Below are 22776 nucleotides of genomic sequence, written 5' to 3' on the forward strand. Positions count from 1 at the left end.
GAGCCCCATGCGCCTCGACGATTATGATCCCGGCGACGACATTCAGGACCTCGGACGGGGAGGCGGCGGGTTCGGGGGCGGTGGAGGCGGCGGAATGGGCCGCCTGCTCTTCGGTTTGCTGCCGATGCTGCTCGGGCGCCGGATGGGCTGCGGGACGATCCTGCTGCTCGGCGTGGTTGCCTTTTTCCTGCTCGGTCCCGGTCTCAGCATGTTCAGCGGCAGCAGCACGTCCGACCCCGCCGTCGACAGCAGCAGCGCACCGGCGGGCGCCGCGGCGTGCGACACGCAATCCGAACGCTTCGCCTGTCAGGTGTTCAGCTCGACCAACCGTTTCTGGGCCAGCGAAATCAACGGCTATCGCGAACCGGGGCTCCGCTTCTTTACGAAGGAAAACACCTCGGGCTGCGGCGCGGCGCAGTCGGCGATGGGCCCCTTCTATTGCCCCGCCGACCAACGCATCTATCTCGATACCGAATTCTTCAGCGAACTCGCGAACCGCTTCGGCGCTGCGGGCGACGCAGCGCAGGCCTATGTGGTGGCGCACGAGGTCGGCCATCACATCCAGACGATCACTGGAATTTCCGATCAGGTCCGCCGCGCACAGCAACGCGCGTCGCAGGCCGAGGGCAATGCGCTGCAGGTCCGCATGGAACTGCAAGCTGACTGTTACGCCGGTGTGTGGGCGAACCGCGCACGCAACAAGGACGGGCAGACCGTGATGGAGCCGGGCGACATGGAAGAAGCGATGCGCGCCGCCAACGCGATCGGCGACGACACGCTGATGCGCTCGGCGGGCCAGCGCCCCGTCCCCGAAAGCTTCACCCACGGGACGAGCGAGCAGCGCATGACATGGCTGCGCCGCGGGCTGCAAACGGGGGATCCGCGTCAGTGCGACACTTTCAACGCGTCGCTCTGATCGCGGCGGCTGCGCTTTCTGCCGCCCCCGCTGCCGCCGAAACCGTCTATGTCCAGACCGGACGGCTGATCGACGGCCTGTCGAACGAGGTGCGCACCGGTCAGTGCGTCACCATCGTCGACGAACATATCAAGGAGGTCGGGCCATGCTGCAAGGCGCCCGACGGGGCGACAATTGTCGACTGGTCGGCCTATACCGTCCTGCCCGGGCTGATCGACCTCCACACCCATCTCGCCGATCTCGGCCAGAGCGCAGATATTGCCGCCCCGATGAAGGCCTCGCCCGCCGAGACCGCGCTGGTCGGCGCGCGCAACGCCCGGGTCACGCTGAACGCCGGTTTCACGAGCGTCCGCGACGTCGGCGCCTATCGCGGGCTCACCGACGTGACGCTGCGCAACGCGATCGACCGCGGCGACGTCCCGGGGCCGCGCATGTGGGTTGCGGGTGCCTATCTCACGATTCCGAAAGGCGGCGGCGAGCTGAACGGCGTCGTTCCGAACGATCAACTGCCCGCTGACATGCGCCTCGGCGTCGCCGCAACGCCCGAGGAAGCGGCGGAAAAGACGGCATATTTGCTCGACCATGGCGCCGACTTCATCAAGACGATCGCAACCGGCGCCGTCCTCGCGATCGGTACCGAACCCGGCGCGCCCGAACTCACGCCCGAACAGCTTGCCGCGATCGTCAAGGTCGCGCATGCGCGCGGCAAACGCGTCACGGCGCACGCGCACGGCGCGATCGGCATCCGGAACGCGATCAACGCCGGCGTCGACAGCATCGAACATGCCAGCCTTGCCGACGAAGCGACGCTGCAACTCGCGAAGAAGCACGGCACCTGGCTCGCGATGGACATCTACAACGGCGACTATATCGACGATGAGGGCCGGAAGGAGGGCTGGCCCGAGGAATATTTGCGGAAGAACCGCGAGACGACCGACACCCAGCGCGCGGCCTTCAAACGCGCGGTCGAACTCGGCGTCAACATCGGCTTCGCGACCGACGCGGGCGTCTATCCGCACGGTCTCAACGCGCGGCAATTCGCCTATATGGTCAAATATGGCATGACCCCGATGCAGGCGATCCAGGCCGCAACCGGCCGCGCTTCGGAAGAAATCGGCCGCGCCGACGTCGGCGCTATCGTCCCAGGGCGTTACGCCGACATGATCGCCGTGAAGGCCGATCCGCTGAAAGACATAAGGTCGCTCGAAAAGATCGACCATGTGATGAAGGGCGGCGCGTTGGTGCGCTGACGGCCGTCGCAGCAGAGTCCGGTCGTTGGATGAGTATCGGTAGCTAACGATCGAAATAAGCCGTCGCCCCCGCGCAGGCGGGGGGCCGCTGTCGGTTTACGCGGCCGCGCAGGAATAGGCGGCTATCGGCCCCCGCCTGCGCGGGGGCGACGCTGTTGATACGTCCGCTTCCCACCCCAAATCCGAACTCCGACGGGCAGTTCAACAACGTAACGGCTTGAACGCACTCACCGCATCGCTAAACCGCGTCCATGCGTACCATGCTCCTTACCAGCGCCATCGCGCTCACCGCCGCCCTTTCCTCCCCCGCGCTTGCTCGCCCGATGACCGAGGTCGACCTCGCGACGATGAAGCGCGTCGCCGCGCCGGCCGCATCCCCCGACGGGCGCTGGGTCGTTTTCCAGCAGACCGATACCGAGAAGGAGAGCTACAAGCGCTCGACCGGGCTTTGGCTGATCGACCGCAATGCCAAAGACGCGAAGCCCGTTCAGATCGCCGACACCGCCGGAAAGAATGAAACGGCACCCGCGTTCGCGCCCGACGGCAGCCTCTACTTCCTCTCGAACGCGTCGGGCAAGGACCAGATCTGGCGCATCGATCTTGCGGCCGGCACCGCCGCGACGCAGGTGACCGACACCCAGGCCGACGTCGCGGGCTTCAAGATTTCTCCTGACGGCAAGAGGCTGCTCGCATGGGGCGACATTCCGAAGGAATGCACCGAATTCGGCTGCGATGCGAAAGACAAGGGCGCGCTCGTCGGCCCAGGCAGCGGCCGACTCTACAAGGATGGCACCGGCTTCGTTCGCCACTGGGACGCATGGGAGACCCCGGGCACCTATAGCCGCCCGTTCGTCTTCAATCTCGAAGGCGGCAAGGCCAGCATCGCGCGCCCGGTCGATGCCGGACTGATCGGCGACAGCCCGTCGAAACCGTTCGGCGGCGGTGAGGAACTCGCGTGGGGCGCAGACAGTCGCACCGTCTTCTTCACGCTGCGCAAGGCCGACCGCCACGAGCCGACCTCGACCAATCTCGATATCTACAGCTGGCTGGTCGACAGCCGGATGATGCCGGTCAACCTGACCGAGAGCAATCAGGCGACCGATACGCTGCCCACCCCGTCGCCCGACGGAAAGTGGCTGGCCTATGCCGCGATGGCGCGTCCCGGCTACGAAGCGGACCGGCAGGTGCTGATGCTGCGCAACCTCGAAAACGGCGAGACCAAGAAGCTCACCGATGCATGGGATCGCTCGGTCGATTCGATCGCTTGGGCGGCGGACGGAAAGTCGCTTTTCGTCACCGCGCAGGATGTCCTCGACCATCCGCTGTTCAGGGTCGACGCCGCGACGGGCAAGGTCGAGAAGCTCAAGGCCTCGGCCGAGGCATTCGACGGCACGGTCGGCGACGTCACGGTGATGCCGGGCGGGGCGCTGCTCTATACGCGCAATACCGCGCTGCTTCCGACCGACCTCTATGTCCGCGACGCCAAGGGCAAGGCGAAGCAACTCACGGCGGTGAACGCCGCAACCCTCGCCGAGTTCGATCCTGTAAAGTTCGACCGCATGCAATTCGCCGGCGCCAACGGTGACAAGGTTTGGGGCATCATCCTGAAGCCCGCGAATACCACAGCCAAACTGCCGGTCGCCTTCATCGTCCATGGCGGCCCGCAGGGCAGCTTCGGCAACGGCTGGTCGACGCGCTGGAATCCGCGCCTGTTCGCCCAGCAGGGCTATGGCGTCGTCAGCGTCGATTTCCACGGTTCGACCGGTTACGGCCAGGCCTTTACCGACAGCATCAACAAGGATTGGGGCGGCAAGCCGCTGCAGGATCTGAAGCTGGGCCTGGCGGCGGCGGGCAAGCAGGATGCGCAGCTCGACATCGCCAATGCCTGCGCGCTTGGCGCCTCCTATGGCGGCTATATGATGAACTGGATCGCGGGCCAGTGGACCGACGGCTTCAAATGTCTCGTCCAGCACGACGGCGTCTTCGACGCGCGCGCGATGGCCTATGAAACCGAGGAGCTGTGGTTCGACGAATGGGAGCATGGCGGCCCCTATTTCGAGGTTCCAGAGGAATATGAGAAATGGAACCCGGTCAATCATGTCGCCAAGTGGAAGACCCCGATGCTGGTCATCACCAGCGAAAAAGATTTCCGAATTCCCTATACGCAGGGTCTCGCCGCCTTCACCGCGCTCCAGCGCCGGAACATTCCGTCGCAACTTCTCGTTTTTCCGGACGAGAATCACTGGGTGCTGAAGGGCGCGAACAGCGTCCAGTGGCACCAGACGGTGTTCAACTGGCTGGGAAGCTATTTGAAGCAGTAAGACTGGGCTCCCTTCTTTCGTCACCCCGGACTTGATCCGGGGTCCATCTTCGCGCGGGTTGGATGGATGCCGGATCAAGTCCGGCATGACGAGTAGTGGGCTTGTTCCCCCTTGCCGCCTTCGCCCCCGGCTGGCAAAGGCGCGCGGCTATGCCGATGGAAAAAACCTTCGATCCCGCCGCTATCGAGGCGAAATGGGCCCATGAATGGGAAAGCCGCGGGCTGTTTCGCCCGCACCGTCCCGACGCCACCCCCTTCACGATCGTCAACCCGCCGCCGAACGTCACCGGCGCGCTCCACATCGGCCATGCGCTCGACAACACGCTGCAGGACGTGCTCGTCCGCTACGAGCGGCTGCGCGGCAAGGACGCGCTGTGGGTTGTCGGCATGGACCATGCCGGCATTGCCACGCAGATGGTCGTCGAACGCCAGCTCGAGGAGCGGCAGGACAAGCGCACCAACTATACGCGCGACGAATTCGTCGAGAAGGTGTGGCAGTGGAAGGCGGAAAGCGGCGGCCAGATCACCGGCCAGCTCCGCCGCCTCGGCTGCTCGATGGACTGGAGCCGCGAACAGTTCACGATGGACCCGCATTTTACGCAGGCCGTCGTCAAGGTTTTCGTCGACCTGCACAAGAAGGGCCTGATCTACCGCGACAAGCGCCTCGTGAACTGGGACCCGAAGCTCAAGACCGCGATCTCCGACCTCGAGGTCGAAACGCACGAGGTCCAGGGCGGCTTCTGGCACTTCAAATATCCGCTCGCCGACGGGGTGAAACTCGACGACGGGCGCGATTATATCGAGGTCGCGACGACGCGCCCCGAAACGATGCTCGCCGACATGGCGGTCGCGGTGCACCCTGACGATCCCCGCTACCAGAGCGTGATCGGCAAGGACATCCTCCAGCCGATCACCGGCCGCCGCTTCAAGATCGTCGCCGACGAACATGCCGACCCCGAACTGGGTTCGGGCGCGGTGAAGATTACGCCCGGGCATGATTTCAACGACTTCGAGGTCGGCAAGCGCGCGGGCTTCAAACCCGCCGAGATGCTCAACATGCTCGATGGCGATGCGAACGTCATCCAGACCGCCGACGGGCTGGTGCCGCAGGAATATCTCGGCCTCCACCGCTTCAAGCGCGATGGTGTCGATGGCGCACGCGAACTGGTCGTGGCGCGGATGAAGGAAGCGGGCTTCCTGATCCCGCACATCGACAAGGACGGCAACGAACATGACGCCGAGCCGCGCACGATCCAGACGCCGTTCGGCGACCGCGGCGGCGTGGTGATCGAGCCGTGGCTGACCGACCAATGGTATGTCGATGCCGAAACGCTGGCGCAGCCGCCGATGCAGGCAGTCCGCGACGGCCGCATCAACATCGTCCCCAAGACGTGGGAAAAGACCTTCTTCAATTGGATGGAGAATATCCAGCCCTGGTGCGTCTCGCGCCAGCTGTGGTGGGGGCACCGGATTCCGGCTTGGGCAACTCCTGATTACAAGGCCGATGAAGGCCGACTGATCCAAGTCGGTACGAAGGGCGTTTATGTGGCGGAGACTGAGGAGGAGGCGATTCAGCAAGCCTCCGCGGACGCCAATGGCCGAACAGTCATGGTATTCGACTCCTGGGATGAAGCTGAACAGGCTTGGCTCGACGGAAAACCCGGCCTTTATGATGACGACGTTCTTCCGCTGATCCGCGACCCCGACGTCCTCGACACTTGGTTCTCGTCTGCCCTCTGGCCCTTCGCGACGCTCGGTTGGCCCGAAAACACCGACCTGCTGAAGCGCCACTACCCCAATGACGTTCTCATCTCCGGCTTCGACATCCTCTTCTTCTGGGATGCGCGCATGGCGATGCAGGGCATGGAGTTCATGGGCGACGTGCCGTGGAAGACGCTCTATCTCCACGGCCTCGTCCGCGCGCCCGACGGCGCGAAGATGTCGAAGTCGAAGGGCAATGTCGTCGATCCGCTCGGCCTGATCGACCAGTACGGCGCCGACGCGCTGCGCTTCTTCATGAGCGCAATGGAAAGCCAGGGCCGCGACATCAAGATGGATGACGCGCGCCTCGCGGGCTATCGCAATTTCGCGACCAAGCTCTGGAATGCCGCGCGCTTCTGCGAAACCAATGGCATTGCGGCCTCTACCAGCTTCGAGGCGCCCGCCGCGACGCTGCCGGTCAATCGCTGGATCATCGGCGAGGTCGCGGATACCGTCGCCGGGATGGAAACCGCCTTTACCGCCTATCGCTTCGACGAGGCCGCGAACGCGATCTACAGCTTCGCGTGGGACCGTTTTTGCGACTGGTATCTCGAGCTGATCAAGGGTGCGATCGACGACGAGACCAAGGCCGTTGCCGGTTGGGTACTCGACCAGATCCTCGTCATGCTCCACCCCTTCATGCCCTTCATCACCGAAGAGCTGTGGACCGGCCTTGGCGACCGCGCCGACTATCCGCTGATCACCGCGAAATGGCCGGCGCCGGACGCCGCGCGCGACGCCGATGCCAGCGCCGACATCGACTGGTTGATCAAGCTCGTCAGCGAACTGCGCACCGCGAAAGCCGAACTCGGTCTGCCGCCCGGCGCGCGCCTGACCGCGCATTTTCCTGCGTCGCTGAAGGATCGCACCGACAAGCTGTCAGCCCAGCTTGATCGCCTCGCACGTCTCGAAGCGATCCGCTTCGACCCCGCCCCCGCGGGCGCATCGGCGCAGCTCGTCGTCGAGGGCGAGACGATCACCGTGCCGCTCGAAGGCGTGATCGACATTGCCGCCGAACGCGACCGCCTGACCAAGGCGCTTGCCGCCGCGGCGAAGGAACGCGATGGCCTCGCCGGCCGTTTGAACAACCCGTCGTTTGTCGAACGCGCGAAACCCGAAGCCGTCGAGAAGGCCCGCATGGACCACGCCGCGAAGGAAGCCGAGGCCGACCGCCTGACCGCCGCACTGGCGCGTCTGGGGTGACCGACGGCGAAACGCCCGCCACGCCGACACCCGTCGCGGCGGCTGCCGATCCTGCGGCCAGCCCGGTTCCGCCGCGCCAGACCGCGCGCGGCGGCGGGCGGATGGATCTGACCCACGGGCCCATCGCCAAAACGCTGATTCTCTTCGCGCTGCCGACGCTCGCGTCGAACATTCTCCAGACCCTGTCGGGGTCGGTGAACTCGATCTGGGTCGGGCAATTTCTCGGCGAAAGCGCGCTTGCTGCGACCGCCAACGCCAACATCATCATGTTCCTCATGTTCGGGGCCTTCTTCGGCTTCGGCATGGCCGCGACGGTCCTCATCGGCCAGTCGATCGGGCGCGGCGACATCGACGCCGCCCGGCGCGCCAGCGGCGCCGCGATCGGACTCGCGGTCGCTTTCTCGCTCGTCATCGCCGTGATCGGCTGGTTCGCGTCCGATCGCATCCTGCGCTGGCTCGAAACCCCGCCCGAGGCCTTCGCACTCGCGCACGACTATCTGCGCGTCACCTTCATCGCGGTGCCGGCAAGCATGTTGATGGTCATGCTCTCGATGGCCTCGCGCGGCGCAGGGGATGCTGTGACGCCGCTGCGCTTCATGATCCTGACCGTTGTCCTCGACATCGTGCTGAACCCAATGCTGATCCTCGGGATCGGGCCCTTGCCCCGCCTCGGCATCGCTGGCAGCGCGCTCGCGACCGCCATCGCCGGAACGATCAGCCTGATCGCGATGATCGGCTGGTTCTATGCGAGGAACCATGTGCTGCGGCTGCGCGGCCGCGAATTCGCCTATCTTCTTCCCAACTGGCGCGAGCTCGGATTCATTGTCGGGCGCGGCCTGCCGATGGGCGCGCAGATGCTCGTCATTTCAGGCGCCGGGCTGATCATGGTCGGGCTCGTCAACCGCGAGGGGCTCATTACCGCTGCTGCCTATGGTGCAACGCTTCAGCTCTGGAACTATGTCCAGATGCCCGCGCTCGCGGTCGGGGCGGCCGTCAGCTCGATGGCGGCGCAGAATATCGGTGCGCAGCGCTGGGACCGCGTCAGCGGGGTCACCAACAGCGGCATCGCGATCAACCTGACGATGACGGGCGTGCTCATCGCGCTGCTTCTGCTGTTCGACCGCGCAGCCCTGTCGCTATTCCTTGGTAGCGGCAGCGAGGCGATCGATGTCGCACGCAACATCCAATATATCGCGACATGGACCTTCCTGCCCTTCGGCACGACGATCGTCCTGATCAGTACGCTCCGCGCCAATGGATCGGTCGTCCCGCCGCTGATTATTCTGTTCCTGTCGATGTTCCCGATCCGCCTCGGCATCTACTACTTCGGCTATCCGATCATCGGCAGCGACATATTGTGGTGGAGCTTCCCTCTCTCTTCGCTCGCGTCGTTGGCGATGGCATGGATAGTTTACAAGCGCGGAAACTGGCGCCGGACGTTGACCCGGCCCGACTTGTCCTGAGCTTTCCCGGATCCAAAGCCTTTTTCTTCGACCAAAGCACCCACCCCTTCGACTGGCGGCCCGGCGTCTGCTAGCGTCGGCGCGATGACCGACGCTAAAGCAGCCCCGATGAACATGACCATCCGCAAAGAGGCGCTGCGCGACCAGCGGGCGAAGATGCTGGCCGCGGCGCCCGATTGGCGCGCCTCCGACGCCCGCGTCAACCCGCGCGTCGCGATCGGCTCGATACTCGCCATGTGGTTCCTCTATTTCCTGATCACTACCGGCCTCGGCATCCTCGCCGGCGCCGAGCAGTGGGAATATGCCGGCCGCCGCGCCCTTGTCGTCGTCGCGGGCATCCTCTGCACCTTCGTGCTTTACCAGCTTATCCAGCGCGTCCAGCCGCGCGGTTTCGGGGCGCGGCTCGCCGTCGCGCTGGGCGCGGCGGTTCCGCTCGTCGCCGTCTATGCAACCATCAACCTGCTTGTCTTCTTCTACTGGTTTCCCGGCACCGACGCCGAAAAGATCATCGCCGAAGTGCAATCCAAATTCCCTATATCGTGGGAAACAGTGCTGATCCTCGACAGCTCGATCCGCTGGTATTTCTTCTTCGCGGTCTGGGCGGCGCTTTATGTCGCCTTCGGATATGCCAACGAGATGCGCGCGGTCGAACGTCGCGCGAACCATTTCCGCATCGAGGCGCAAGCGGCTCAGCTCCGCGCGCTGCACTATCAGGTCAATCCGCACTTCCTGTTCAACACGCTGAATTCGCTGTCGACGCTCGTCCTCAAAGGATCGAAGAGCGAGGCCGAGACGATGATCATGAACCTGTCGTCCTTCCTCCGCTCGAGCCTTGCCGTCGACCCCGAACAGCTCGTCAGCCTCGACGAGGAAATCGCGCTCCAGCGCCTCTACCTCGATATCGAGCAAGTTCGCTTCCCCGACCGGCTGCATGTCGAGGTGACGATGCCGAACGAGCTCGAAAACGCCTGCGTCCCGGTGCTGATCCTGCAACCGATCATCGAAAATGCGATCAAATATGGCGTCGCCCCCAGCAAGGGAACGATCGCAATCCGTCTGACCGCGAGCAGCGAATATGGCTTGCTGGTGCTGCGGATCGAAAACGACCTCGACCCGAAGGCGCCGATCCCCGCCCCCGGCACTGGCCTCGGCCTAGGCAACGTCCGCGAACGGCTGCTGACGCGCTACGGCCCCAGCGCAGGATGCGAATGGGGCCGGTCCGACACCGGTGGCTTCTTCGTATCCTTGTGGCTCCCCCTGGCACGAGAGAGGTGCTGACATGCTCCAGACGCTTCGGACCCTGATTGTCGACGACGAACCGCTCGCAATCGAACGGTTGCAGATTCTCGCAGGTCAGCAAGACGGCGTCTCGCTTGTCGGGACGGCGAGCGACGGCGCCTCCGCGCTGCGCATGGTCGACGCCCTCGCGCCCGACCTGGTACTCTGCGATATTGCGATGCCCGATCTCGACGGGTTGCAGGTCGCCGCTGCCATCGACAAGCTCGACAATCCGCCCGCCGTGGTATTCGTCACCGCGTTCGATCGCTACGCGGTCGCCGCCTTTGACGTCGCCGCGGTCGACTATCTGCTGAAACCGGTCTCGCCCGACCGGCTTGGTCGGGCGCTGACGCGAGTTCGCGAATGGCGCGCCAGCGAGCGCGCTCCTGCGCCGAAAAGCAAGTGGATCAGCGAGTTCTGGGTCCAGAACCGTGGCGAGATGCTGCGCATCGATGCAGCCCAGGTCGACCTGATCGAGGCCGAGCGCGATTATATGCGCCTCCACGTCGGCGGGCGCAGCTGGCTGATCCATCAGACGATCAAATCACTCGAAGCGCGCATGAACCCCGACCAGTTCATGCGCATCCATCGGTCGAAGATGATCCGCCGCGAAGGCATCGTCGGGCTGAAACACCACGGCGACGGCGCTTGGAGTGTCGATCTGGGCGAAGGCGGCGTGCACCGCATCGGCCGCACCTATCTTCATGACGTAAAGGCGATCATGCACGGAGCATGATCGCCTTCTTCGGCCGCCGCCACCTGCTTCAGGACGGCCGCGTCACCGGATGTCGTCAGGGAGCAGCGACGACGGGCGGCTTGTCGCTCGCGAACTTGGCGGTGCTGCCGTTCAACAAGGCCGCGAGCTGCGGTTCGATGCTGCGCTTGGCCTGCGCCATGCACTCCTGCGCGACCGCTCGCTGGCGCAGGGTAAGACGGCTGCTGTCGGTGCACATCGCGCGGATCGCGGTGCGGACCCGTGTGTCGAGCCGATCGCGACCGGCGGTGGTCGAAAGATTGAGGTCGTCGTAGCGGACGGCGACTTGCGGCGCATCGCTTTCCTGCGCCACGGCGGGAGCTGCTGCGCCACAAACGGCGATGGCCGCCATCGTGATCAGGGTGGATTTCAACATGGGGAGTCCTCTCATCTGGGGGGATGATGCGGGACACGAGCTGATCCGAAACCGGGGAAGACCGGATCCTCCCGCATCCCGCGATCCTTGGATGCCCGCTTTGCCACGGCCACGCACGTCGGGTTCGACGGGGCCGGTCGTGCGGTCGATGTGGAGACGAAAGGCGTTCCCGCATCGACCAGTGGCCGAAAGCTTGCAACGAAGCTGTCATCATGGCCTTCTTCGGCCATGGCAGGGAAACGTCGACATCCTTCGAGTCGCGACCGGCTGGGCCATCGCCTGGCATTCGGGCTGATCGTCGTCGTCGCCGGGCTGGGCGCCGGCGCGTTACTGGCCTTCATCGTCATCGGCCAGGGGCTGAGCGGCAAGGGGGCCGGCTCGGCGTCCTTTGCCGACCTCAGCGCCAACCCCAAGGCGGCGGTCGCCGATGCGACCTCGGCGCCGCCATGCCTCGAATGCGCCGACAGCTATGGTGTGGGTGCGCGGCTGAGGGCGGAACGCGTAAGTCGGCTCAGCGAGCCGTTCCGCCGGCTCGGCGAGGTCAACGAAGGCGCCGTCCCCTCACCGCCAGAGGGGACGGATGACGACTACCGCTATGGTGGTCGTTTTCCCGATTTGCCGCGGCCGGCGATGGTGATCCCCGTCGCGCTGCCGCCGGTGGCGGAGGCTGGACCGCCCCCCGACGGACAACGAAAAGGCCCCGACGCAACGCCGGAGCCTTCAGAAAATCGCGATTAGGAAACACAAGGCCTATTTGGGCTTGGATTCCGGATGCGCGCAGCGCGTCTTGTCGCCGGCCTTGCAGGCCGCGACGTCGGCTTCCCATTGGATCCGTTCTTCGGCGGACATGGCGGCGACCCGCGCCTTTTCCGCTTCATAAGCCGAGGTTTCCTCAAGGAAGGTCGACTGCGCGGCGGCCTCCTGCTGCGCGTTAGCCGCGACACGGGCGTTGTAGGCGTCGGTTTCCGCCTGCGCCTTCGCCAGCTGGTCCGCATTCAGCTTCGCGGTATTGGCCTTTTCCTCCGCAGTCGTGCCGTCTGGATTTTTCTGCCACGCGGCTGCCTGTCCTGCCGCCAGCAGCGCCATGGCCGCTGTTGCCGTGAAAATCGTCCTGATCATCGAAGCTCTCCTTCCATCAAGGCACCTGTGCGTCCAACGTCTTGCGGCAAATCCCGTTCCCGGCACATCATTTGACGCCGGGTCCGGTAGCGGCCATGCTGACGACATTGTCCATGTCCGAACGGCGGAACATTTGCCAGCCTCAACCCGTCACCCCATCAATCGCGCGGTCTTTTTTGTTCCGCTGGCGACCCTTTCTGCGGCGCTCGTCCTCAGCCTCTGGCAGGGCACGCGTTTCGTCGCGGCTGAGGCTGCGGCCAACGACTGGATACTGGAGCATTTCGGCCCGCTCTTCGCGGGTGCCGGTCTGGCTTTTCTGGCTCTTCTCGCACTGGCAGCGCTGTCGCCGTTCGGCCAGACGGTCATCGGCGGAGCGGGCGCCAAGCCGCTACTCGGGCGCTGGCGCTGGTTCGCGGTGATGCTCTGCACGACGATCGCGACCGGTATCCTCTTCTGGGGGGCGGCCGAGCCGCTGTTCCATCTCAACGCGCCGCCTCCGATGCTGGGAATGGAGCCGGGCAGCGATGCTGCCGCGACCTTCGCCATGTCGACGATGTTCCTGCACTGGACGTTGACGCCCTACGCAATCTACACCGTCGCGGCGCTCGCCTTCGCGCTTGTCTATTATAACCGCGGCGAGCCGTTCAGCCTGTCTTCGCTGTTCGTCCCGCTGCTCGGCAATCGCGCGCACGGACCCGTCGGCACGGGCATCGACATCGTCTGCCTATATGCGCTCGTCGCCGGAATGGCAGCGTCGATGGGTGCCGGAATCCTGGCGCTGGCAGGCGGCGTTGAGAATCTGGGCCATTTCAGCGGTGGAATGCCGCTCAAATGGGGAATTGCGGCGCTGATCGTCGCGAGTTTTCTGATCTCGGCTGCGATGGGGTTGCAAAAGGGCATCGCCGGCCTGTCGGTGCTGAACACCTGGCTGTTCTTCGCGATCATCGCCTTCGCGCTCGTCGCTGGCCCGACCGCCAAGATGTTCGGCCTGTCGCTGCGCGCGGCGGGCGAATATTTCTCCACCTTCATTCCCCGCAATCTCGGCCTCGACGTCGACGGCGCCTGGAGCCGGCAGTGGACGATTTTCTATTGGGGCAACTGGTTCGCCTGGGCGCCGGTCACCGCGCTCTTCCTCGGACGGCTGGCCATCGGTTACAGCGTGCGCGAGTTCATACTGATGAATCTCGTCCTGCCATCGCTGTTCGGCGCGCTATGGATGACCGCCATCGCAGGCTCGGCCATCGTCATCGACCAGCAGAGCGGCGCCAGCCTCTATTCGGTGATCGCGGCGAAGGGCCCGGACTCGGTTCTCTTCCGCCTGTTCGACGCGCTCGGCGGCGGCCCAGCTGCGGCGGGGCTCATTCTTTTCACCATCTTCCTGTCCTATGTCGCGGGCGCCGACGCCAATGTTTCGGCGATGAGTGCGCTTTCGACGCGCGGCATCGCCCCCGACGCGCCCGAAGCGCCGATGGGCGTGCAAAGCGTGTGGGGAATTGCGGTCGGGCTCGTCGCGATCGTTCTCGTCGCGGGTTCGGGGCTCGACGGCATCCGCATGATGTCGGTACTGGGCGGCTTTCCCGCGCTGTTCGTCATCATTGGCGCGGCGCTGTCGCTCACGGCAATGCTGGTACGGGGGCGACCGGCGGTCGCCCCCGTCGTCTCCGGCTGATCACCAGATGCGCGTGCGCGCCTCGGGTTTCAGATAATATTTATTGTCGGGCGTGACGTTGAACGCCTTGTACCAGGCATCGACGTTGCGCACCGGGCCGATGATCCGCCAGCGCGCCGGGGCGTGTTCATCGCTTGCGACCTGCTGCTTGATCGAATCCTCGCGTGCCTTGTCGCGCCACGCCTGCGCAAAGGCGAGGAAGAAGCGCTGGTCGCCGGTCAGACCGTCGATCACCGGCGCCTCCTTGCCGCCCAGCGAGCGGTGGTAGGCGTCATAGGCAATCTCCAGCCCCGCGAGATCGGCGATATTCTCACCCATCGTCAGGTCGGGGTTGATGAAGGCGCCGGGCGCCGCCTCATAGGTCGCGTATTGCGCACCGAACGCCTTCGCCTGCGCCTCGAAGCGCGCCGCGTCTGCCGCGGTCCACCAGTCGCGCACCGCACCATTGGCGTCGATCTTGCGCCCCTGATCGTCGAAGCCATGCGAGATCTCGTGGCCGATAACGGCGCCGATCGCGCCATAGTTGACTGCATCGTCGACGCTCTCGCTGAAGTAAGGCGCCTGCAGTATGCCGGCCGGGAACACGATCTTGTTCTCGAGACCGCCGTTGTAGGCGTTCACCTCCTGCGGGTTCATCGACCATTTCTTGCGGTCGACGGGCTTGTTCAGGTCTGACAGCGAATAGGCATATTCGAACGCCGCGCTGCGCTTCACATTGCCATAGAGGTCGGTCGGATCGATCTTGAGCCCCGAATAGTCGCGCCATTTGTCGGGATAGCCAACCATGACGTCCATCTTCGCCAGCTTGTCGAGCGCCGCCGCCTTGGTCTCGGGCGCCATCCAGCTGTTGCTGCGGATGCGATCGCCCATCGCGAGCTTCAGATTCGCGACCAGCGCTTCCATCTTCGCTTTCGCGCTCGCCGGGAAATATTGCCTCGCATAGGTTTCGCCGACCAGTTCGCCGAGGCTCCCGTCGACCAGCGTCAGCCCGCGCTTCCAGCGCGGACGAAGTTCGCCGACGCCGCTCAGCACTTTGGTATATTCGAAGCGGCTGTCGACGAATGCCTTGGAGAGATAGGGCGCCGCATTGTCGGCGATGTGGAATTGCTGCCACAGCTTGATCGTGTCGAGCGGCGTCCTTGCATAGAGCGCCGCAATGTCGCGCACCGCCGTATTCTCGTTGACGATGATCCGCTTCTGCGGTCCGATGCCGGCGCCTTCGAACCACGCCTTCCAGTCGAGTCCCGGAGCAAAGGCCGCGAGTTCGTCCGACGACATCGGATTGTTGATCTTGCCGATGTCGCGGCGGTCGGCGATCGCCCAGCTGACCTTCGCGATCTCGGTTTCGAAGCCCATGATCGCATCCGCCGCATTCTCGGGCGCAGCATTGCCGACCATCTTCATCGTTCGCACGATATAGGCGCGATAGGCATCGCGCTGCGTCTTGAAACTGTCGTTCAGATAATAGTCGCGTTCGGGAAGCCCGAGCCCCGCCTGGCCGAGCCACAGGACGTTCACCGTCGGATCATTTGTGTCGGCATAGGGGCCGCCGGAGACGATCGTCGCGCCAAACGTCCCCTGCGTCGAGCCCATGAAGCGCGCCATCGCGCCCTTGTCCTTGATCGCCGCAACGGCATCGACGTCGGCCATCAGCGGCCTGGCGCCCAGCGCGTCGACCCGCTTCTCATCCATAAAGCTCTGGTATAGGCCGCCGACCTGCGTCGTCGCGGGAGCTCCAGTGACAAGCTGTCCGAGCTGGCGCTGCGTCAGGTTGTAAACATCATAGTCGACACCCGCCGACGCCTGATCGGCCGGAATCTCCGTGCGCGCAAACCAGCCACCGTTCGCATATCTGTCGAAGTCGTCCCCGGGTTTCACATTGGTGTCGCGCGCGGCAAGGTCGACGCCCCATGTCCCAAAGGTCAGCGCTTTCAGCGACGCATCGCCCTTCACCGCGGCGTCCCCTTCGCCATCGGCCTTGGCGACCAGCGTCGCGGACATTGTGTTGTCGCTCGCCATTGCAGGCGCCGCAGCCAAGGCGGCCGCGATCGCTAGCCCTGCGGCGCTCGTTAGAAAGCTTTTCATTACCCCGTCTCCTGATTGTTCTGCACCGCCGGGTCGAGGCGGCGCGAATGGCCATTCTTGTCCGCCTGCGACGTCACGGGGTCAAGCAAGCCGGCCGGCATTGGTCGAAGCCTTTGGCATGTTGGTGGAATGCCACCACATTGCGGTGCGGCGCCGGGCCTCCTATCTTACCGGCGAACCGGCGCGGAACCGCCTCTTGCGCCAATAGAACAAATCTGGAACATACCCCTCCCATGAGTCTCACCCATATTTCGGTGCGCGGCGCGCGCGAGCATAATCTTAAGGGCGTGGACGTCGACCTGCCGCGCGACAGCCTGATCGTGATCACCGGCCTGTCGGGCTCGGGCAAATCGAGCCTCGCCTTCGACACCATCTATGCCGAGGGTCAGAGGCGCTATGTCGAGAGCCTGTCGGCTTATGCCCGCCAGTTCCTCGAGATGATGCAGAAGCCCGACGTCGAGCATATCGACGGGCTGTCGCCGGCGATCAGCATCGAGCAGAAGACGACGAGCCGAAACCCGCGCTCGACCGTTGCGACTGTCACCGAGATCTACGACTATATGCGCCTGCTGTGGGCGCGCGTCGGCATCCCCTATTCGCCCGTCACCGGCGAGCCGATCAGCGCACAGAATGTCAGCCAGATGGTCGACCGGGTGATGGAGCTGCCCGAAGGCACGCGCGCCTATCTGCTCGCGCCGGTCGTGCGCGGGCGCAAGGGCGAGTATCGCAAGGAGCTGGCGCAGTGGCAGAAGGAAGGCTTCACCCGCGTCCGCATCGACGGCGAGTTCTACGAGATCGAGGACGCGCCGGCGCTCGACAAGAAGTACAAGCATGACATCGAGGTCGTGGTCGACCGCATCGTGGTGCGCGAGGGGATCGAGACGCGGCTTGCCGACAGTTTCGAGACGGCGCTGAAACTTGCCGAAGGTGTCGCGTATGTCGACATGGCCGACGGGCCGGTGCCGGGGCGGGAGGAGGAGGATGCCGGGGGGGCGATGAAGGGCGCGGGCATACCGGCCAACCGTTTGATATTCAGTGAGAAATTCTCCTGCCCCGTGTCGGGTTTCACGATCGCCGAGATCGAGCCGCGGCTGTTCAGCTTCAACGCGCCGCAGGGCGCCTGCCCCGCGTGCGACGGCCTCGGCGAGCGGCTCGAGTTCGACCCCGACCTGGTCGTCCCCAACCATGCGCTGAGCCTGAAGAAGGGCGCGGTCGTGCCGTGGGCGAAATCGAACCCGCCCTCCCCCTATTATATGCAAGTGCTTGAAAGCCTGGGCAAAGCCTATGACTTCAGCCTCGACACGCCGTGGCAGGACCTGCCCGGCGCGGTGCAGCAGATCATCCTCCACGGCACCGGCGGGATGCCGGTCGAGCTGACCTTCAAGGACGGCAAGCGCACCTATACGACGCACAAGGCGTTCGAAGGTGTCATCGGCAACCTCAACCGCCGGATGCTGCAGACCGAGAGCGCGTGGATGCGCGAGGAGCTGGGCAAGTACCAGACCGCGCAGCCGTGCGAAACGTGCCACGGCGCGCGGCTGCGCCCCGAACCGCTGGCGGTGAAGATCGCGGGCGAGAATATCAGCATGTCGGCGCAGCGCTCGGTCGCCGACGCGCTCGCGTGGTTCAGCACGCTCGACGAGAAGCTGAACGAGACGCAGCGGCAGATCGCGAAGGCGATCCTGAAGGAAATCAACGAACGGCTCGGCTTCCTCAACAATGTCGGGCTCGATTACCTGAACCTCAACCGCACGTCGGGCACCTTGAGCGGCGGCGAAAGCCAGCGCATCCGCCTCGCCAGCCAGATCGGTAGCGGCCTGTCGGGCGTCCTCTACGTGCTCGACGAACCGAGCATCGGCCTGCACCAGCGCGACAACGACCGGCTGCTCGCGACGCTGAAGCGGCTGCGCGACCTTGGCAACACGGTGATCGTCGTCGAACATGACGAGGACGCGATCCGCCACGCCGACTATGTCGTCGACATGGGCCCCGGCGCGGGCGTCCACGGCGGCGAGATCGTCGCCCAGGGGACGCTGAAGCAGGTGCTGGCGAACAAGAAGAGCCTGACCGCGGCGTATCTGACCGGCGCGAAGAAGATCGAGGTGCCGACGCGCCGCCGCCCCGGCAACGGCTTCGACCTGGTGCTGAAGGGCGCGCGCGCGAACAATCTTCAGAATGTCACCGCGACGATCCCGCTCGGCACCTTCACCTGCGTCACCGGCCTGTCGGGATCGGGCAAGTCGAGCCTCGTCATCGACACGCTCTATGCCAGCGCGGCGCGGACGCTGAACGGCGCGCGGCTGGTCGCGGGGCCGCACGACGCGCTGACCGGCCTCGAACATTGCGACAAGGTGATCGACATCGACCAGTCGCCGATCGGCCGCACCCCGCGGTCGAATCCCGCGACGTACACGGGCGCCTTCACGGTGATCCGCGACTGGTTCGCCGGGCTGCCCGAGGCGCAGGCGCGCGGGTACAAGCCCGGACGCTTCAGCTTCAACGTCAAGGGCGGGCGCTGCGAAACCTGCACCGGCGACGGGCTGATCAAGATCGAGATGCACTTCCTGCCCGACGTCTATGTGACGTGCGAGACGTGCCACGGCAAACGCTACAACCGCGAGACGCTGGAGGTGAAGTTCAAGGGGATGAGCATCGCCGACGTGCTCGACATGACGGTCGAGGATGCGGCGGAGTTCTTCAAGGCGGTGCCCGCGATCCGCGACAAGATGGAAATGCTCGTCCGCGTGGGGCTCGGCTATATCAAGGTCGGGCAGCAGGCGACGACCTTGTCGGGCGGCGAGGCGCAGCGGGTGAAGCTGGCGAAGGAGCTGTCGCGGCGTTCGACCGGGCAGACGCTCTACATCCTCGACGAGCCGACGACGGGCCTGCATTTCGAGGATGTCCGCAAGCTGCTCGAAGTGCTGCAGGCGCTCGTCGATCAGGGCAACAGCGTCGTGGTGATCGAGCATAATCTCGACGTCATCAAGACCGCCGACTGGATCGTCGACCTGGGCCCCGAAGGCGGGGTCAAGGGCGGCGAGATCGTCGCGGCGGGGACGCCCGAGCAGGTGGTGAAGGAGCCGCGGAGTTTCACCGGCCAGTATCTGGCGCCGCTGTTGGGGAAGGCCTGACCGTCTTTCCTTCTTCGTCACCCCGGACCCATCGATAAGCTCAAGACAGGCCTGATCCGGGGTCGAACCAGCCGCGCCGCAAGCGCGATCCCCGATAGCGACGTCGGCGCGGCAGGACGCGGCCTCGCGGTGATTTATGTATCAAATCGATACAGTTACGGAACGCGCGGGGCTGGTGTTCGCGCTCGTTGTGATTAACATGTTGTTATCCAAGGACCGGGGGGAATAAATGAAGAAGCATTATCTTGCGGCGCTTGCCGCCACTGCCGCCGTTTGCGCTACGCCGGCTTCGGCCGCGACGATCGTATCAACGCTGCCGGATTATAGCAGCCCGCAGGCATCGGCGGGCTTCCCGATCAACCTCGGCACCGTCGGCACTTTCACCTATGCGATCCCCGTCGGCGAGACGATCATCGCGGCCTTTTTCGAAGGCACATATGGCAATGCCGCTTTCTCATCGAGCACGGCATCGTATGACGCGTCGATCGACGGCAACAGCTTCACCGTCTGCGCGCTGTTCAGCCCGAATTGTTACGGCGGCGGCGACCCCCTGCGGCCGTTCAGCATCGCGCTGTCGTCGGCGTCCTTCGCATCGCTGATGGACGGAAGCGCGGACCTGAGCCTGACCCAGACGACGAGTGCGGTCGTCCGCCTCGGGTCGCCGACGCTGCGCATCGAAACCGCCGCTGCGGTGCCCGAGCCCGCGACCTGGCTGATGATGCTCGGCGGCCTCGGCGCCATCGGCTTCGGCATGCGCCGCCGTCGCACGGTCCGGACGACGGTCTCCTTCGCCTGACGATGCGCCGCGCGTGCCGGGGAAAGTAGGGGCGCGTCCGCCCTTCCCCTTTTCGTCATCCCGGACCCTTCGACAAGCTCAGGACAGGCCTGATCCGGGATCCACCGCGGCGTTGACGTCATGGACCCCGGATCATGGAAGAATTATCTCACGCGAAGGCGCGAAGGCGCGAAGAAGAAAAGAAGGGATTTCTCACACAAAGACACGAAGAGGGATGTTTTCGGGCGCTACCGGTCGATTGCCGAACGACGGCTGCGTCGATCAAGGCCGGACGAAGTCCGGCTATAATCCCGCCGACGTGCGACGGACACGCGGCCTCAGAACCTCCAACGGCCCTCTTTGTGTCTTTGTGTGAGACTGACGCCGCCAGCGGCCAAACCCGCCGCCAGAAACCCCACGCAACCCCTTCGCGCCTTCGCGCCTTCGCGTGAGATAATCTTGTCTAAGCCCCCATCAGCTTTGCCGTGATATCCTCTGCGGCATAGATACGGATCGCGGGCGGCTCGGGCGAGAGCGCGCGCATTTCGGCGACGAAGGCGGCGGACGCGGGGACCGCGAAATGGGTGCGCACCGCGTCGATGCTCTCCCACTCCTCGACGAACATCAGCCGGTCGGGGTTCTCGACATCGATATGGCAGTTATGCGCCAGACACCCCGGCTCACCCCGCGACCGCGCGCTATGCTCGGCGCCGAGCGCAATCATGCGCTCGCGATGCTCGGGGGTCAGGATGACGTGGCCGATAATGAGGATCTTGTTTTTATCAAACATTTAAGTCAGTTGATTTCCAGACTTCGGATGGATCGCTATGATCAAATAAACTTGTGGCTTAGCAAGTATACCATCAACCTTCTCTATGGAAGCATAGCATTCACAATACTGCATCCAGTAATTAAATATAGGACTGTAGTACCTTGGGACATACCCAATATGAGATAATCCATTGTATATCTTAACCGCAGAAGGATCGTAAGGATTTTCAGGCTCGGGAACAAAATATACATAGTTTCCTATAAGATCATTTATCCCAAGATTCATTCCTTCGTAATATTGAAATCCAGAAACCTCCATTAAAAACTGGAAAGGAAGATTTTGATAAGAAAAATCTATAGCAAACGAAAATCCATCTCCGGGCAAGTAGGCACCGGTATATCCGAGAAGAGCAAAATTTGATAAATTTGGAAATCGCTCAAGCCGGTGATTTTGAAGATATGCAATAAAGTCCGTTCGATTTCGAGGCGGTATCCGCTTAGAAAATACCTCAATAACGTTGTGATGGTGAACAGGAAACGCCACATCAAAGGCAGGGTGTCCAGAAAATCCAACACTAACTGCTTCTACAAAATCCATGCTCAACCTAAAGTAAGACAAGGATACGCTTTGGTCAGAACGAACAAGTTCTCCAACAACAAACTTCTTTCGATTCTCGCCACTGCTTTGCCAAATTAACTTCAGCCTATTTGGTTCAATTGCAAATGCTATCTGGTTCATATCGAAATCACACTCTTTAAAATTTCTACTCTACGAGCGACAACAGAGAGTATTGCTTCCAACCTAGCCTGCGTCAGCGGCACGGGCGAAGCCACGTCTCTAAGCACAGCCACTCTCTCAAAAACCTGGCCCCAATCCACATTTATTGTAGCAGCAATCGTCTCGATAAGCGCGGGCCGGTCCTTTATAATCGATTCGATCATCTCGATATGCCCAGCAGATTTTACGTCATCCACATTCCATTTCATGTGGTGACGTCCTCGTTTTATGTAACGCTCTACCGCCTCGGAATCTGCAAATCGATCGAGCCGCTCTTCCATGATCTCATGCAGCAATGACGTGCCATTATCGAACGCTGGTGAAAAGCGGGGCGCCAATTTCCCTGCTTCGTCCGACCTCCACAGGATGCCCCAATTATCTTGGTGTCGATCGGTGTTTCCGATTATTGCATCGAAGGTCAAAACCTTTGCCCAATGAGGCCAATGATCATGAGGCCAAATCTGGCCAAACCTCTTCATGAGCACGCTTATACTGCGAAGATTGTGCTGCTTCCCGGTCTTGAGATCATAATCCTTGATGTGCCGGGCCATATAGGCGCTTCCAGCGACATATAAGCTGTGTGTCGTCGGCGCACTTTCTGGCACGTCTGGAATATCATGCGGGTCTGCAATAATCGGTCCCGCAGTGAACGCCGTCGCCGCTTCAATTGCATCGCCAAAAAACCATTCTGACAATGATCCTGGCGTACCCGTGGCTGGGTCCAGCGAGTAAAAGCAAGGAGGCACTGGAACGCCAATTTCGCATCCAATCTCAGCCGCGATTATTTCCGACCAAAATTGAGCTGGATATCGCGGATTTGAAAACTTCATCAGATACCGGTGGCACGGGATAATTGCCGAATTATCTGGGGCTTCTGGCGCAATTACGGCGTACTTGTCTCGCGACCCTTCCGGATAGGGCGAAAACATGGCGTCCTTCGCCCATCCTTCAAGATTCACTGAGATCATTGTTCAATGATGCGACACTCCCTTTTTGTAGGAAAGGGGTTTCTTATAACCGCGGCATCCATGACACTTCCATGACACTCGCTGTCACAAACACGTCACACAAATCCATCAGAGGGCAGTCAGCGAGTCGCCGCAGGGGTGGCGGCTTGGTTCGGTAAC

General features: G+C 63.3%; 17 protein-coding genes. 11 read left to right on the plus strand and 6 right to left on the minus strand.

Features of this window, described 5'->3' with window-relative positions:
* The first annotated feature begins 7 nt into the window (after window positions 1-7).
* The 7 genes from ypfJ to QOL68_RS13235 all read left to right on the plus strand — a co-directional run bounded on the left by ypfJ (window position 8) and on the right by QOL68_RS13235 (window position 10927).
* The gene (ypfJ, locus tag QOL68_RS13205) at window positions 8-916 is read left to right on the plus strand and encodes a KPN_02809 family neutral zinc metallopeptidase (RefSeq protein ID WP_282949582.1); all 909 of its coding nucleotides are present in this window, start codon (window positions 8-10) and stop codon (window positions 914-916) included.
* Entirely contained in the window at window positions 889-2166 is a 1278-nt protein-coding gene (locus tag QOL68_RS13210; protein ID WP_282949581.1) for a metal-dependent hydrolase family protein, read from the plus strand. Before ypfJ ends, QOL68_RS13210 begins: the two co-directional genes overlap by 28 nt.
* 251 nt (window positions 2167-2417) lie before the next feature.
* Window positions 2418-4487 carry a S9 family peptidase gene (locus QOL68_RS13215; protein ID WP_282949580.1) on the plus strand — a complete coding sequence of 690 codons (2070 nt, stop codon included), beginning with the start codon at window positions 2418-2420 and terminating at the stop codon, window positions 4485-4487.
* Between the two features lie 149 nt (window positions 4488-4636).
* The gene (locus QOL68_RS13220) at window positions 4637-7450 is read left to right on the plus strand and encodes a valine--tRNA ligase (protein ID WP_282949579.1); all 2814 of its coding nucleotides are present in this window, start codon (window positions 4637-4639) and stop codon (window positions 7448-7450) included.
* Window positions 7451-7551: 101 nt separating this feature from the next.
* A complete protein-coding gene (locus QOL68_RS13225) occupies window positions 7552-8913 on the plus strand; it encodes an MATE family efflux transporter (RefSeq protein WP_502957397.1) in 1362 nt (453 codons plus the stop codon).
* A 114-nt stretch (window positions 8914-9027) separates the two neighbouring features.
* A complete protein-coding gene (locus QOL68_RS13230; protein ID WP_282949577.1) occupies window positions 9028-10191 on the plus strand; it encodes a sensor histidine kinase in 1164 nt (387 codons plus the stop codon).
* A gap of 1 nt (window position 10192) precedes the next feature.
* Window positions 10193-10927, plus strand: a complete 735-nt coding sequence (locus QOL68_RS13235; RefSeq protein ID WP_058456114.1) for a LytR/AlgR family response regulator transcription factor — start codon at window positions 10193-10195, stop codon at window positions 10925-10927.
* Window positions 10928-10982: 55 nt separating this feature from the next.
* Here the strand turns inward: QOL68_RS13235 and QOL68_RS13240 are convergent, their stop codons facing one another.
* On the minus strand, window positions 10983-11321 hold the full coding sequence (locus QOL68_RS13240) for a UrcA family protein (protein WP_282949576.1): 339 nt from the start codon (window positions 11319-11321) through the stop codon (window positions 10983-10985).
* Between the two features lie 87 nt (window positions 11322-11408).
* Here QOL68_RS13240 and QOL68_RS13245 point away from each other — a divergent pair, with 87 nt between their 5' ends.
* Window positions 11409-12059 (plus strand): hypothetical protein, encoded by a 651-nt coding sequence (locus tag QOL68_RS13245; protein ID WP_282949575.1) that lies wholly within the window; start codon window positions 11409-11411, stop codon window positions 12057-12059.
* A gap of 12 nt (window positions 12060-12071) precedes the next feature.
* Here the strand turns inward: QOL68_RS13245 and QOL68_RS13250 are convergent, their stop codons facing one another.
* Window positions 12072-12407, minus strand: a complete 336-nt coding sequence (locus tag QOL68_RS13250) for a hypothetical protein (protein ID WP_058800330.1) — start codon at window positions 12405-12407, stop codon at window positions 12072-12074.
* 166 nt (window positions 12408-12573) lie between these two features.
* On the opposite strand from QOL68_RS13250, the gene QOL68_RS13255 reads away from it, so the two are divergent.
* Window positions 12574-14109, plus strand: coding sequence for a BCCT family transporter (locus QOL68_RS13255; protein WP_282949574.1), 1536 nt, complete (start codon window positions 12574-12576; stop codon window positions 14107-14109).
* On the opposite strand, the gene QOL68_RS13260 is transcribed toward QOL68_RS13255, so the two are convergent.
* Window positions 14110-16194, minus strand: coding sequence for a M13 family metallopeptidase (locus QOL68_RS13260; RefSeq protein ID WP_282949573.1), 2085 nt, complete (start codon window positions 16192-16194; stop codon window positions 14110-14112).
* A 233-nt stretch (window positions 16195-16427) separates the two neighbouring features.
* Between QOL68_RS13260 and uvrA the strand changes: the two genes are divergently transcribed.
* Window positions 16428-19325: an excinuclease ABC subunit UvrA gene (gene uvrA, locus QOL68_RS13265; RefSeq protein ID WP_282949572.1), complete on the plus strand. Its 2898-nt coding sequence runs from the start codon at window positions 16428-16430 to the stop codon at window positions 19323-19325.
* Between the two features lie 229 nt (window positions 19326-19554).
* Entirely contained in the window at window positions 19555-20121 is a 567-nt protein-coding gene (locus QOL68_RS13270; RefSeq protein ID WP_282949571.1) for a PEPxxWA-CTERM sorting domain-containing protein, read from the plus strand.
* A gap of 442 nt (window positions 20122-20563) precedes the next feature.
* Here QOL68_RS13270 and QOL68_RS13275 read toward each other — a convergent pair whose 3' ends face one another.
* From QOL68_RS13275 to QOL68_RS13285, 3 genes are read right to left on the minus strand one after another with little or no spacing between them, the layout of a single operon-like run.
* Window positions 20564-20890: a putative quinol monooxygenase gene (locus QOL68_RS13275; protein WP_282949570.1), complete on the minus strand. Its 327-nt coding sequence runs from the start codon at window positions 20888-20890 to the stop codon at window positions 20564-20566.
* Window positions 20891-21610, minus strand: a complete 720-nt coding sequence (locus QOL68_RS13280; protein ID WP_282949569.1) for an HIRAN domain-containing protein — start codon at window positions 21608-21610, stop codon at window positions 20891-20893. It abuts the gene before it with no gap.
* Entirely contained in the window at window positions 21607-22608 is a 1002-nt protein-coding gene (locus QOL68_RS13285; RefSeq protein WP_283404318.1) for a hypothetical protein, read from the minus strand. Before QOL68_RS13285 ends, QOL68_RS13280 begins: the two co-directional genes overlap by 4 nt.
* Window positions 22609-22776: the final 168 nt, after the last annotated feature.

The sequence above is a fragment of the Sphingopyxis sp. Geo25 genome (genome assembly GCF_949769135.1).
Classification (GTDB): domain Bacteria; phylum Pseudomonadota; class Alphaproteobacteria; order Sphingomonadales; family Sphingomonadaceae; genus Sphingopyxis.

Bases quoted from the DNA above. Each gene is read 5' to 3' on its own strand.
- ypfJ (WP_282949582.1), top strand. From the start codon at position 8: ATGCGCCTCGACGATTATGATCCCGGCGACGACATTCAGGACCTCGGA.
- QOL68_RS13215 (WP_282949580.1), top strand. From the start codon at position 2,418: ATGCGTACCATGCTCCTTACCAGCGCCATCGCGCTCACCGCCGCCCTT.
- QOL68_RS13220 (WP_282949579.1), top strand. From the start codon at position 4,637: ATGCCGATGGAAAAAACCTTCGATCCCGCCGCTATCGAGGCGAAATGG.
- QOL68_RS13225 (WP_502957397.1), top strand. From the start codon at position 7,552: ATGGATCTGACCCACGGGCCCATCGCCAAAACGCTGATTCTCTTCGCG.
- QOL68_RS13230 (WP_282949577.1), top strand. From the start codon at position 9,028: ATGACCATCCGCAAAGAGGCGCTGCGCGACCAGCGGGCGAAGATGCTG.
- QOL68_RS13235 (WP_058456114.1), top strand. From the start codon at position 10,193: ATGCTCCAGACGCTTCGGACCCTGATTGTCGACGACGAACCGCTCGCA.
- QOL68_RS13240 (WP_282949576.1), bottom strand. From the start codon at position 11,321: ATGTTGAAATCCACCCTGATCACGATGGCGGCCATCGCCGTTTGTGGC.
- QOL68_RS13250 (WP_058800330.1), bottom strand. From the start codon at position 12,407: ATGGCGCTGCTGGCGGCAGGACAGGCAGCCGCGTGGCAGAAAAATCCA.
- QOL68_RS13260 (WP_282949573.1), bottom strand. From the start codon at position 16,194: ATGAAAAGCTTTCTAACGAGCGCCGCAGGGCTAGCGATCGCGGCCGCC.
- uvrA (WP_282949572.1), top strand. From the start codon at position 16,428: ATGAGTCTCACCCATATTTCGGTGCGCGGCGCGCGCGAGCATAATCTT.
- QOL68_RS13270 (WP_282949571.1), top strand. From the start codon at position 19,555: ATGAAGAAGCATTATCTTGCGGCGCTTGCCGCCACTGCCGCCGTTTGC.
- QOL68_RS13275 (WP_282949570.1), bottom strand. From the start codon at position 20,890: ATGTTTGATAAAAACAAGATCCTCATTATCGGCCACGTCATCCTGACC.
- QOL68_RS13280 (WP_282949569.1), bottom strand. From the start codon at position 21,610: ATGAACCAGATAGCATTTGCAATTGAACCAAATAGGCTGAAGTTAATT.